This is a genomic window from Halomonas sp. (assembly GCF_033549285.1).
In the GTDB taxonomy this organism is placed as follows: domain Bacteria; phylum Pseudomonadota; class Gammaproteobacteria; order Pseudomonadales; family Halomonadaceae; genus Halomonas.
The window spans coordinates 1-11,871 of record NZ_JAWSUJ010000114.1; the positions used below are offsets into that span (position 1 = coordinate 1).

At 69.1% G+C, this 11,871-nt stretch carries 10 protein-coding genes; 7 read left to right on the forward strand and 3 right to left on the reverse strand.

The features are described from left to right. Positions 1–5 precede the first annotated feature (5 nt). From SCI24_RS18570 to yidD, 3 genes are read left to right on the forward strand one after another with little or no spacing between them, the layout of a single operon-like run. Entirely contained in the window at positions 6–461 is a 456-nt protein-coding gene (locus SCI24_RS18570; protein ID WP_318726797.1) for a Fur family transcriptional regulator, read from the forward strand. Next, a complete protein-coding gene (hisI, locus tag SCI24_RS18575; RefSeq protein ID WP_318726789.1) occupies positions 458–898 on the forward strand; it encodes a phosphoribosyl-AMP cyclohydrolase in 441 nt (146 codons plus the stop codon). The genes SCI24_RS18570 and hisI overlap by 4 nt, the downstream gene beginning before the upstream one ends. Before the next feature lies 1 nt (position 899). Beyond that, the gene (yidD, locus tag SCI24_RS18580) at positions 900–1,253 is read left to right on the forward strand and encodes a membrane protein insertion efficiency factor YidD (protein WP_318726790.1); all 354 of its coding nucleotides are present in this window, start codon (positions 900–902) and stop codon (positions 1,251–1,253) included. Here the strand turns inward: yidD and SCI24_RS18585 are convergent, their stop codons facing one another. Then, complete coding sequence (locus SCI24_RS18585) at positions 1,254–1,682, reverse strand: SufE family protein (protein WP_318726791.1); 429 nt, start codon at positions 1,680–1,682, stop codon at positions 1,254–1,256. Between the two features lie 28 nt (positions 1,683–1,710). Beyond that, positions 1,711–2,925, reverse strand: coding sequence for a site-specific integrase (locus SCI24_RS18590; RefSeq protein WP_318726792.1), 1,215 nt, complete (start codon positions 2,923–2,925; stop codon positions 1,711–1,713). A gap of 271 nt (positions 2,926–3,196) precedes the next feature. On the opposite strand from SCI24_RS18590, the gene SCI24_RS18595 reads away from it, so the two are divergent. Beyond that, the gene (locus tag SCI24_RS18595; RefSeq protein WP_318726793.1) at positions 3,197–4,237 is read left to right on the forward strand and encodes a DNA-binding protein; all 1,041 of its coding nucleotides are present in this window, start codon (positions 3,197–3,199) and stop codon (positions 4,235–4,237) included. A 70-nt stretch (positions 4,238–4,307) separates the two neighbouring features. Here SCI24_RS18595 and nfuA read toward each other — a convergent pair whose 3' ends face one another. Beyond that, positions 4,308–4,898 (reverse strand): Fe-S biogenesis protein NfuA, encoded by a 591-nt coding sequence (nfuA, locus tag SCI24_RS18600; RefSeq protein WP_133634118.1) that lies wholly within the window; start codon positions 4,896–4,898, stop codon positions 4,308–4,310. Positions 4,899–5,206: 308 nt separating this feature from the next. Between nfuA and metH the strand changes: the two genes are divergently transcribed. The 3 genes from metH to SCI24_RS18615 form a co-directional block, all read left to right on the forward strand. Beyond that, positions 5,207–8,908: a methionine synthase gene (metH, locus tag SCI24_RS18605; RefSeq protein WP_318726794.1), complete on the forward strand. Its 3,702-nt coding sequence runs from the start codon at positions 5,207–5,209 to the stop codon at positions 8,906–8,908. A 52-nt stretch (positions 8,909–8,960) separates the two neighbouring features. Further along, entirely contained in the window at positions 8,961–10,289 is a 1,329-nt protein-coding gene (locus tag SCI24_RS18610; RefSeq protein WP_318726795.1) for an MATE family efflux transporter, read from the forward strand. 116 nt (positions 10,290–10,405) lie between these two features. Further along, positions 10,406–11,871, forward strand: a 1,466-nt coding sequence (locus SCI24_RS18615) for a nitrite/sulfite reductase (RefSeq protein WP_318726796.1), incomplete at its 3' end; no start/stop codon positions are given.

Genomic DNA, 11,871 nt, shown 5'->3' on the forward strand with positions numbered 1-11,871 from the left:
GCGACATGATCCGCCAGGCCGAACGGCAGTGCCAGCAGCGCGGCGCACGCTTCACGCCGATCCGCCGACGGGTGCTGGAGATGATCGCCGCCGCCCCAGGCAGCCTGAAGGCCTACGACCTGCTCGACCGCCTGGCCGCGGAGCACGCGGCGGCACGCCCGCCGACCGTCTATCGCGCCCTGGAGTTCCTCATCGACCAGGGGCTGGTGCATCGCATCGAGTCCCTCAATGCCTACGTGGCCTGCCCCTGCCCCGAGCACGCCCACGGCTTCCAGCTGCTGATCTGCCGCCTCTGTGGCCGGGTCGAGGAGCTGCATCTGGACGAGATCAACGACCACCTGGCGCGACGCGCCAGGGAGCTGGGCTTCGAGGTCCAGCGCCAGACCATCGAGCTGCTGGGCCAGTGTGACGCCTGCCGGCAGGCCCCCGAGCGCCCCGCCGCCCCTGCGGAGTTTCCATGAGCGACACCTTCAAGGCCCTCGAACGGGCCCCCCGCGACAGCCGCGCCCCCCTGGCCGGGATCCTCGACGCCATCCGCTTCAACGCCGACGGCCTGATCCCGGCCATCGCCCAGCAGCACGACAGCGGCGAGGTGCTGATGATGGCCTGGATGAACCGCGAGGCCCTGGAGGAGACCCTGCGCACCGGCCGGGTCTGCTACTGGTCGCGTTCGCGAGGCAGGCTGTGGCGCAAGGGCGAGAGCTCCGGCCAGCAGCAACACCTGAAGGGCGCGGCCTTGGACTGCGACGGCGACACCCTGCTGCTGCAGGTGGCACAGACCGGGCCGGCCTGCCACAGCGGCAGGCGCAGCTGCTTCTATGTGGCGCTGGAGGGCGACGAGGCGCGCGTCACCAGCGAGCCCTTGATCGACCCCGACGCCCTCTACGGCAAGGGCTGAGATGTCCTGCCTGGCCGCGGCCATCCATCGCCTGCCGCGTGGGCTGGACCGGGCCCTCGGCTGGCTGATGATCGCGCTGGTGAGGCTCTACCAGCTGACGCTGAGCCCGCTGCTGGGGCCGCGCTGCCGCTACTGGCCCAGCTGCTCGAGCTATACGCTGGAGGCACTGCAGGTGCATGGCCCCTTCCGGGGCGGGATTCTGGCGCTGCGGCGGATCGCCCGCTGCCACCCGGGCTGCGAGGGGGGCATCGACCCGGTCCCGGGCGGCCCCAGCGAGCGGCTCTGCCGGGAGGACCCGGAGCTGGACGAGCAGTTCCGCTGCCGGACGGACGACCGGCAGCCGGGCGGGCGCTGATCAGGCGGCCGCTTCCTCCTCAGCCACGCGGTAGATCCGCTCCAGCATGGCGTTGAGGCCGTTGCTGCGGGTCGGCGAGAGGTGCTTGTCGAGGCCCAGGTCGCGCATGAAGTGGGGGCTGGTGGCGCGGATGTCCGCCGGACGACGGTCGTTGTAGATGCGCATCAGCACGGCGATCAGCCCGGAGACGATGGCGGCGTCGGAGACCGCATCGAAATGCAGGGTCTCGCCGTCGCGGCGGTGGTGCATCCAGACATTGGACTGGCAGCCCTGGATCTTCAGCTCATCGACCTTCCACTCATCGGGAAAGGCCGGCAGCTGCTTGCCCATGTCGATGAGGTACTGGTAGCGATCCATCCAGTTGTCGAACATCTCGAACTCGTCGAGGAGCTCCTGCTGGGCCTGTTCGGCGGTGGTCTCGGCAGTCATGGTCTCTCCTGGAAGGTGGCTTGCGCCATTATAACGGCTCACGCCCGCCATCTCGATCCTCGTCATCGCCTGCCGGCCACCCTGCCCCCAGCCCGTGCTGCGCCTGCTGGCGATGCCACTCCGCGTCCTCGGCATGCAGGTAGCGTGCCGTGGTATCGAGGCGCGAATGGCGGGCCGTCGCGGCCAGGTAGCGCAGTTCCACCCCGGCCTGGGCCTGGTGGGTCAGGGCCGTATGGCGCAGCCAGTGCGGTGTCGCCTGTCGCAGGCGCCGCACCTCGCCCTTCGCCGCCTCGCCCGCTTCCCCCTCGAGCGCCTCGGCCGCTTCCCGGAAGCCCTCGCGGATCAGCCGGTAGAGGCGGTTGTCACCCAGCCCGCGCTGGCCATCCAGGGCCCGCAGCAGGGGGGAGGCATCATCCGGCGAGGGTTCCGCCGCCAGGCCCAGCGACCCGCGCCATTCCCCGAGCAGCGCCATCATGTCGGGCGGCACCGGGATGCGCGCCGCCTTGTCGCCCTTCCCCACCACGAGCCACCACCAGCGTCCCTCGCGGCGCCGGAAGTCGTTCATGCGCGCCGCGCTCATCTCGCTGATCCGCGGGGCCAGCAGGTAGGCGAAGCCGAAGACCAGGCGGCGCCGGGCCAGCTCGTAGCGATGTCGGTTCGAGGCGCCCTCCTCCGCCGGCCGGTTCAGCCACGCCCAGAGCCAGTCCCACAGGGGGCGTTCCAGATAGCGCTCGACCCCGCCCTGGCGGTTGTCCAGGCGTCGGCGCTTGTCTCGCATCAGGCGGAAGGGATTGTGGCGGACCCAGCCCGCCTCCGTCAGCCAGGCGAACATGCCCTGCAGGATCACCAGGCTCTGGCGGCGGCTGGCGGGCGACAGCGGACCACGGAAGGGGCGCCATCGCGGGTCGTGGCGCGGGCGTACCGGTCCGATCCAGCGCTCGCCGGGGCGCGGGTCCGCCAGGAAGGCCTCGAAGGCATCCAGGTCCTCCCGGCGCAGCGCATCCAGTCCCCTGCCCTGCTCCGCCAGCCACAGCAGCAGCCGCTGCGCCTCGCGGCGATAGGCGCTCAGGGTGCGCGGGCTCGCCCGGTACTCGGCCAGCCACTGCGCCACGGCCTCGGCGTCCGTGTTGGCGGCGATATGCAGCTCCTGCCGCTCTCCCGCCCCGTCGGGCAGTCGCTCGACTGCCGTCGATGTCGCCTCGAGCACCTCGCCGGACGCTGCCGGCCTCGCCTTGCTGTCCATATCTCCCCTCGCGCCTTGCGCCTTGCGCCTTGCGCCTTGCGCCTTGCGCCTTGCGCCTTGCGCCTTGCGCCTTGCGCCTTGCTCGCCAGTATCCGGCCTTCCCCGCAACAAAATCAAGATAAGCCGCGTAATCTTGATTTTATTCTACATATCATAAATAAAAGTACATCGAACGTAATACGTAATTATCTTCATTATCGAGCCGCCCGCGGGTACACTGCCCTGGATCGCCCAGGGGCAGCCCCTGGCAGACAACCACGAGGACACGACCATGGCGCGCAGCGGCGTGCGTTACGAGGATGTCCAGCGGGCCATCGATGCCCTGCTGGAGAAGGGAGAGGCCCCCAGCGTGCACAAGGTGCGCGAGGTGCTGGGAACCGGGAGCTTCACGACCATCAGCGAGCACCTGAGGGAATGGCGCACACGGCGGGAGGAGAACCGCGACCTGCCCCCGCCCCGGGGCATGCCCGAGGCCCTTCAGGAACTCGCGGAGGCGCTGTGGGAGAAGGCCCAGGCATCCGCCAACGAGGCGCTTGCCCACTACCGGCAGGAGGCCGAGGGCCGGGTGGAGGCGGCGCGGGAGGAAGCCGGCGAGGCCCTGCGCCGGGCCGAGGACGCCGAGCAGCGCGAGTCGGCGCTGGCCGCCCACCTGGCGCGAACCGAGCAGCGCCTCGAGGAGCAGAGCGGCGAGCTGGCGCGTCGCGAGTCCGAACGCGATGTCCTGGCGGAGCGCGAGGCGAAGCTCGCCACCCGGCAGACGCGCCTCGAGGCGCAGCTCGCGAGCCTGCAGCAGGAGAACGAGCGACAGGCACGCGAGCAGCAGCAGGCCCTTTCCGAGCAGGCCGCGCGCCACCAGGAGCGCCTGGCCCGGGAGGAGAAGCGTCACGAGAGCAGCGAGGCGCGCCTCATGGGGCTGCTCGACGAGGCGCGCCAGGAGCGCCAGGCCGCCGAGAAGCAGCAGGCCCAGCGGTTGCAGCAGCTCGAGGCACGATTGGAGCGGGCGCAGCAGCTGGTGCAGGAGGCACGCGGCGCCCTGGCCGAGGAGGAGAAGCGCCACCGCGAGACCGAATGGTCACGCCATCAGGCCGAGGAGCGAACCCGGACCCTGCAGCACGAGCAGGCCCTGATGCAGGCGCGCATCGACGAGCAGAAGCAGCTGCTGGAGGAGCAGGTGCGCCGGCTGCGCGACCTGGAGGCCCAGCTCCACCGCTGCCTTTGGCAGGCCCCGGTGCCCGACCGAGCTCGCGAGGAGGCCCCCGATAACGACGAAGGCCCCGCGGGAGCGGGGCCTTCGAGAGGGGATTCAGCCTGAGGCGTGACTCGCCCCGGGCACGACCCAGGGCATCGATTGCCCCCTCCTCGGAGGAGGCAACAGGTCCTAGCTAGCGGTAGTAGGCGTTGGTGGTGTCCGTATGGTCGGTCACGTCGCGGATCCCGGCGAGCTCCGGGATGCGCTCCAGCAGGGTCTTCTCCACGCCATCCTTGAGGGTGAGGTCCACCGCGGCACACCCCTGGCAGCCGCCGCCGAACGCCAGCACCGCGACCTGGTCCTCGGTCAGCTCGACCAGCTTGATCTCGCCGCCGTGGGAGGCCAGGCCCGGGTTGATCTCACTGTAGAGGATGTAGTTGACGCGATCCTCGAGCGGGCTGTCGGCGTTGACCTTGGGCATCTTGGCGTTGGGCGCCTTGATGGTCAGCTGCCCGCCCATGCGGTCGGCGTTGAAGTCGACCACGGCCTCCTCGAGGAAGGGCAGGCTGTTCTTGTCCAGGTAGACGCGGATCTTCTCGAGTTCCAGCAGCTCGTCGCTGGGCTCCTCCTCGCCGGGCCGGCAGTAGGCCAGGCAGGTCTCGGCGTAGGGGGTACCCGGCTGGGTGATGAAGATGCGCACCGCGATGCCCTCGACGTTCTGCTTCTCGAGCAGTTCGGCAAGGTAGTCCTGGGCGCTGTCGGTAATCTGGATGCTGTCGCTCATGGTGCTCTCGCTATCGCGACATGTCGCGCCGGGGTGACGTCGCGACATGTACTGAACGTGTGATGCCCTCAATGGTAAGCGACCCGCGCGGCCGACACAATCCCGACTGAATTGCTGGGTTTTAGCCTGCCCCCTGCCGCGGCGTCGTGGCTTTTGCTAAGATGAGCGCCTTTCCCGGCGGTCTGCCGATGTGCCCGAGTCCGGCAGACCCGCCCCTGGCCCGCAGCGCCTATCCTCGACAAGACGCCCCCAGGCGCCCCGCTGCCGGCTCGACCCTGACTGCACCACGCTGGAGATTGATTCGACCCATGGCCGCCGCTCCCACCGCCCTGACCGCCACGCTCCATGACAGCCTCGCGCGACGCATCCTGATGCTCGACGGTGGCATGGGGACCATGCTGCAGAACGCCGGGCTCTCCGAGCAGGAGTTCCGTGGCGACCGCTTCGCCGACTGGCCGAGCGACCTCAAGGGCAACAACGACCTGCTGGGCCTGACCTGCCCCGACCTGGTGACGCGGATCCACCGCCAGTACCTGGAAGCCGGCGCCGACATCGTCGAGACCAACACCTTCAACAGCACGCGCCTCTCCCAGTCCGACTACGGCATGGAAGACCTGGTGCCCGAGCTCAACCGGGAGTCGGCGCGCCTGGCCCGCGCGGTCTGTGACGCCGTGGCCGAGGAGAGCGGCGTGCCGCGCTACGTGGCCGGGGTGCTGGGGCCCACCTCGCGTACCGCCTCGCTGTCGCCGGACGTCAACGACCCCTCCAGGCGCAACGTCACCTTCGACGAGTTGCGCGAGAACTACCTCGAGGCCGCCGAGGCGCTGATCGAGGGCGGCGCCGACCTGATCCTGATCGAGACCATCTTCGACACCCTCAATGCCAAGGCGGCGATCTACGCCCTGGAGGAGCTGTTCGAGGCGCGCGGCGAACGCCACCCGGTGATGATCTCCGGCACCATCACCGACGCCTCCGGCCGCACCCTCTCTGGCCAGACCACCGAGGCCTTCTGGAACTCGGTGCGCCATGCCCGGCCGCTCTCCGTCGGCCTCAACTGTGCCCTGGGGGCCCAGGAGCTGCGCCCCTATATCGAGGAACTGGCCACCAAGGCCGACGCCTTCGTCTCGGCGCACCCCAACGCCGGCCTGCCCAACGAGTTCGGCGAGTACGACCAGACCCCGGAGGAGATGGCGGCGATCGTCGCCGAGTTCGCCGCGAGCGGCCTGGTCAACATCATCGGCGGCTGCTGCGGCTCCACCCCCGAGCATATCGCGGCGATCCACGCCGCCATCCAGGGGCTGGCGCCGCGCCGGGTGCCCGAACGGCCGCGGGCCTGCCGGCTCTCCGGCCTCGAGCCCTTCAACATCGAGGCCGATTCGCTGTTCGTCAACGTCGGCGAGCGCACCAATGTCACCGGCTCGGCGCGCTTCAAGCGGCTGATCGTCGAGGAGGACTACACCACCGCCCTGGAAGTCGCCCTGGAGCAGGTGGAGAACGGCGCCCAGGTCATCGACGTCAACATGGATGAGGGGATGCTGGAGTCCCAGGAGGCGATGGTGCGCTTCCTCAACCTGATCGCCGGTGAGCCCGATATCGCCCGGGTACCGATCATGATCGACTCCTCCAAGTGGGAGATCATCGAGGCGGGACTGAAGTGCGTGCAGGGCAAGGCGGTGGTCAACTCCATCTCCATGAAGGAGGGCGAGGACGCCTTCCGCGAGCAGGCCACCATCTGCCGTCGCCATGGCGCGGCCGTGGTGGTGATGGCCTTCGACGAGACGGGCCAGGCCGATACCTTCGCGCGCAAGACCGAGATCTGCCAGCGCGCCTACCGGATCCTGGTCGATGAGCTGGACTTCCCGCCGGAAGACATCATCTTCGACCCCAACATCTTCGCCATCGCCACCGGCATCGAGGAGCACGACAACTACGCCGTGGACTTCATCGAGGCCACCCGCTGGATCCGTGAGCACCTGCCCCACGCCCTGGTCTCCGGCGGCGTCTCCAACGTCTCCTTCTCCTTCCGCGGCAACAACCCGGTGCGTGAGGCGATCCACTCGGTGTTCCTCTACCACGCCATCCGCGCCGGGCTGACCATGGGCATCGTCAACGCCGGCCAGCTGGCGGTCTACGACGACCTGCCGGAGGAGCTGCGCGAGGCGGTGGAGGACGTGGTGCTCAACCGCCGCCCCGACGGCACCGAGCGCCTGGTGGACCTGGCCGAGAAGTACAAGGGCGACGGCAGCGGCGCGACGAAGAAGGAGGACCTCGAGTGGCGCAGCTGGGAGGTCGAGAAACGCATCGAGCACGCGCTGGTCAAGGGCATCACCGCCTACATCGAGGAGGACACCGAGCAGGCCCGAGGCCGGGCCGCCCGCCCCATCGAGGTGATCGAGGGGCCGCTGATGGATGGCATGAACGTGGTCGGCGACCTCTTCGGCGCCGGCAAGATGTTCCTGCCCCAGGTGGTCAAGTCGGCCCGGGTCATGAAGCAGGCGGTGGCCTACCTGATTCCCTACATCGAGGCCGAGAAGAGCGCCGACACCCAGGCCAAGGGCAAGATCGTCATGGCCACGGTCAAGGGCGACGTCCACGACATCGGCAAGAACATCGTCGGCGTGGTGCTCCAGTGCAACAACTACGAGGTCATCGACCTCGGCGTGATGGTGCCCGCCGAGAAGATCCTGCAGACCGCCCGCGACGAGAACGCCGACATCATCGGCCTCTCCGGCCTGATCACCCCGTCGCTGGACGAGATGGTCCACGTGGCCAGGGAGATGCAGCGCCAGGGCTTCACCCTGCCGCTGCTGATCGGTGGCGCCACCACCTCCAAGGCCCATACCGCGGTGAAGATCGAACCCGGCTACGAGCATCCGGTGATCTACGTCACCGATGCCTCGCGTGCCGTGGGCGTGGCCGGCAAGCTGCTCTCCCCGGCCCTGAAGCCGGCCTATGTCGAGGAGATCCGCGCCGAGTACGCGACGGTGCGCGAACGCAATGCCAAGCGTCGCCCCAAGGCGGCCGACCTCACCTACGACGAGGCCCGCCAGCGCAAGCCGGCCATGGACTGGGACGGCTACACCCCGCCGCGGCCGGCCATCACCGGGCTTCAGGTGTTCGACGACTATGACATCGAGGAGCTGGTCGAGCGCATCGACTGGACCCCCTTCTTCATGAGCTGGCAGTTGGCCGGCAAGTACCCGAAGATCCTCGACGATGCCAAGGTCGGCGAGGCGGCTCGCAGCCTCTTCGCCGATGCCCAGGCGATGCTGCGCAAGCTGATCGACGAGAAGTGCATCCAGGCCCGTGGGGTGATCGGCCTGTGGCCGGCGAACAGCGTCGATGACGACGTCATCGAGGTCTATGCCGACGAGTCACGCCGCGAGGTGATCGAGCGGCTGCATCACATCCGCCAGCAGACCACCAAGAACCGCGATGGCGTCTGCCACAGCCTGGCCGACTTCATCGCGCCCAGGGAGAGCGGCAAGCCCGACTGGATCGGTGGCTTTGCCGTCACCACCGGACATGGCGTGGAGGCCCTGGCCGAGCAGTACAAGGCCGCCGGCGACGACTACAATGCCATCCTCGTCCAGTCGCTTACCGACCGGCTCGCCGAGGCCTTCGCCGAGCGCCTGCACGAGCGGGTACGCAAGGAGTTCTGGGGCTATGTGCCGGACGAGACGCTGGACAATGACGCCCTGATCGCCGAGAAGTACCAGGGCATCCGCCCGGCCCCCGGCTACCCGGCCTGCCCCGACCACACCGAGAAGGCGACCCTCTTCCGCCTGCTCGAGGCCACCGAGAATACCGGCCTCGCGCTCACCGAGAACTTCGCCATGTGGCCCGCCGCCGCGGTGGCCGGCTGGTACTTCTCCCACCCGCGCTCGAAGTACTTCTCCACCGGCAAGATCACCCGGGACCAGGTCGAGGCGCTGGCCAGCCGCAAGGGCATGAGCGTCGAGGCGCTCGAGCGCTGGCTGGCGCCGGTGCTCTCCTACGACCCGGCCTGACCCCTCCGGCCCGCCGCGGCGGGCCGCCTGCCCTCACCTGCCCGGAACACGGATGCTGCCCGAGCCCACCCGCCGCCAGACGATCCTGCGCCTCGCCCTGCCGATCATCGCCGGCATGCTCACCCAGAGCCTGCTCAACCTGATCGACGCGGCCCTGGTGGGCTCGCTCGGCGAGGTGCCGCTGGCCGGCGTGGGCATCGGCGGCTACGCCATGTTCCTGATCACCGCCGTGCTCTTCGGGCTCTCCTCCGGGGTCCAGGCGCAGACGGCGCGTCGCCACGGCGAGCAGGACTGGGGGCAGCGCGCCATGGCGCTCAACGCCGGCCTGGCGATCGCCCTGGCGCTGGCCCTGCCCCTGACCCTGCTCTGCCTGTGGCAGGCGCCGCGCCTGCTGGCGCTGATCAACCAGGACCCGGCGGTCACCGCCGAGGCGGTGGACTACTTTCGCTGGCGGGTCGTCTCGCTGCTCCCGGTGGCGATGATCTTCTGCTTCCGTGGCTACTGGAACGGCATCCAGCAGACCGGCATCTACCTGCGCATCATCCTGGTGATGCATGCCATCAACGTGGTGGCGAGCATCGTGCTGATCTTCGGGCATCTCGGCCTGCCGGCCATGGGCGCGGCCGGGGCCGGGGCCGGCACCACGCTGTCGCTCTTCGTGGGGCTCGCCATCTGGGCCGGGCTCAGCCTGCGCCACGCCACCGCCAGCGGCTTCCTGGCCGGGCTGCCCCGGCGCCCTGCCCTGGCCACCACCCTGCGCCTGGCCACGCCCCACTCCTTCCAGCAGGTCTGGTTTGCCGCCGGCTATGCCGTGCTGTTCTGGATCCTGGGCCAGATCGGGACCGCCAGCGTTGCCGTCGGCCACGTGCTGGTCAACCTCTCGCTGCTGCTGATCCTGCCCGGCGTGGGGCTCGGCATGGCGGCGATGAGCCTGGTGGGCCAGGCGCTGGGCCGCCAGGCCCATGGCGAGGCCCACCGCTGGGGCTGGGACGTGGTGCGGCTCGCCTGGCTCTGCCTGGCGGTGCTGGCCCTGCCCATGGGGCTGTTTCCCGAGGCGGTACTGGGCCTCTTCCTGCATGACGCCGAGCTCGTCGCCCTGGGCACGCTCCCCCTACGCCTGACCGCCGCGATGATCGTGCTGGATGCCGCGGCGCTGGTGTTCGCCCAGGCCCTGCTCGGCGCCGGCGCCCATCGCACGGTGATGGCGACCACCCTCACCCTGCAGTGGCTGGTGTTCCTGCCGCTGGCCTGGTGGGTCGGGGTGGTGCTCGACCAGGGGCTGGTCGGCATCTGGTGGGTGCAGCTGGGCTATCGCGCCCTGAACTCGGCCGGCTTCATGCTGATCTGGCAACGGCGGCGCTGGCAGGCGCTGGTCATCTGAGCCTGCGTCATTCCATTTTGCATATAAACTATAAACATTTATTCTTTTCTAGAATAAAAGGCAGGCGGTAAGGTAGCGCCATAGTCCGCCACTTCCCAGCATCAGGAATGCGCTGAATGTATCGTTACGACACCCACGACCAGACCCTGGTCGATGAACGCGTCGCCCAGTTCCGCGACCAGATGCGCCGCTATCTCGCTGGCCGGATCAGCGAGGAGGAGTTCCTGCCGCTGCGCGTGCAGAACGGCCTCTACATCCAGCGCTATGCTCCCATGCTGCGCATCGCCATTCCCTACGGCATGCTGGCCTCCTATCAGCTGCGCAAGCTGGGCGAGATCGCCGCCCGCTACGATCGCGGCTACGGCCACTTCACCACTCGCACCAACCTGCAGCTGAACTGGCCGAAGCTCGAGGACGTGCCGGACATCCTCGCCGATCTCGCCAGCGTGCAGATGCACGCCATCCAGACCAGCGGCAACGACATCCGCAACACCACCACCGACCAGTTCTCCGGCGTGGCGGCCGACGAGGAGGTCGACCCGCGCCCCTGGTGCGAGCTGATCCGCCAGTGGTCGACCTTCCATCCCGAGTTCGCCTACCTGCCGCGCAAGTTCAAGATCGCCGTGACCGGCGCCGTCGAGGACCGCGCCGCCATCCAGGTCCACGACGTGGGCCTGCGCCTGTGGCGCGATCGCGACGGCGAGGTGCGCGTCAAGGTGCTGGCCGGCGGGGGGCTGGGACGCACGCCGATGATCGGCGAGGTGGTCCGCGAGGACCTGCCCTGGCAGCACCTGCTGACCTACCTGGAGGCCCTGGTCCGGGTCTACAACCAGTTCGGCCGGCGCGACAACAAGTTCAAGGCGCGCATCAAGATCCTGGTCAAGGCACTGGGCGTCGACGAGTTCCGTCGCCGCGTCGAGGAGGAGTGGGCCCACCTCAAGGATGGCCCTCAGACCCTGACCCAGGGCGCCGTCGAGGCCGTGGCGGCGCACTTCGTCGAGCCGCCGCGCCGCGAGGTACCGGCCGAGGCCATCGCGGCCTTCGAGCGGCTGCGCGGCGAGAATCGCGCCTTCGCGCGCTTCGTCACCAACAACGTCAGCGACCACAAGGTGGCCGGCTACAAGGCCGTGACCCTGTCGCTCAAGCGTCGCGAGCACTCGCCAGGGGACGTCACCTCGGAGCAGATGGCGGCCATCGCCGACCTGGCCGACGAGTTCGGCCATGGCGAGCTGCGGGTCACCCACGAGCAGAACCTGGTGCTCACCGACGTGCCGGTGGACCGCCTCGAGGAGCTCTGGCAGCGGCTGGAGGCCCTGGGCATGGCCAACCCCACGGTGGGCACCCTGGCCGACCTGATCTGCTGCCCCGGGGGCGACTACTGCGGCCTGGCCAATGCCAAGTCGATCCCGGTCGCCCATGCCATCCAGGAGCGCTTCGAGGATCTCGACTTCCTCTACGACCTGGGGCCCCTGGAGCTCAATATCTCCGGCTGCATGAACGCCTGCGGCCACCATCATGTCGGCCACATCGGCATCCTCGGCGTCGACAAGAAGGGCGAGGAGTACTACCAGATCTCGCTGGG

Excerpts from the sequence above, each read along its gene's own strand:
- SCI24_RS18570 (WP_318726797.1), top strand. The coding sequence starts at position 6 with ATGATCCGCCAGGCCGAACGGCAGTGCCAGCAGCGCGGCGCACGCTTC.
- hisI (WP_318726789.1), top strand. The coding sequence starts at position 458 with ATGAGCGACACCTTCAAGGCCCTCGAACGGGCCCCCCGCGACAGCCGC.
- yidD (WP_318726790.1), top strand. The coding sequence starts at position 900 with ATGTCCTGCCTGGCCGCGGCCATCCATCGCCTGCCGCGTGGGCTGGAC.
- SCI24_RS18585 (WP_318726791.1), bottom strand. The coding sequence starts at position 1,682 with ATGACTGCCGAGACCACCGCCGAACAGGCCCAGCAGGAGCTCCTCGAC.
- SCI24_RS18590 (WP_318726792.1), bottom strand. The coding sequence starts at position 2,925 with ATGGACAGCAAGGCGAGGCCGGCAGCGTCCGGCGAGGTGCTCGAGGCG.
- SCI24_RS18595 (WP_318726793.1), top strand. The coding sequence starts at position 3,197 with ATGGCGCGCAGCGGCGTGCGTTACGAGGATGTCCAGCGGGCCATCGAT.
- nfuA (WP_133634118.1), bottom strand. The coding sequence starts at position 4,898 with ATGAGCGACAGCATCCAGATTACCGACAGCGCCCAGGACTACCTTGCC.
- metH (WP_318726794.1), top strand. The coding sequence starts at position 5,207 with ATGGCCGCCGCTCCCACCGCCCTGACCGCCACGCTCCATGACAGCCTC.
- SCI24_RS18610 (WP_318726795.1), top strand. The coding sequence starts at position 8,961 with ATGCTGCCCGAGCCCACCCGCCGCCAGACGATCCTGCGCCTCGCCCTG.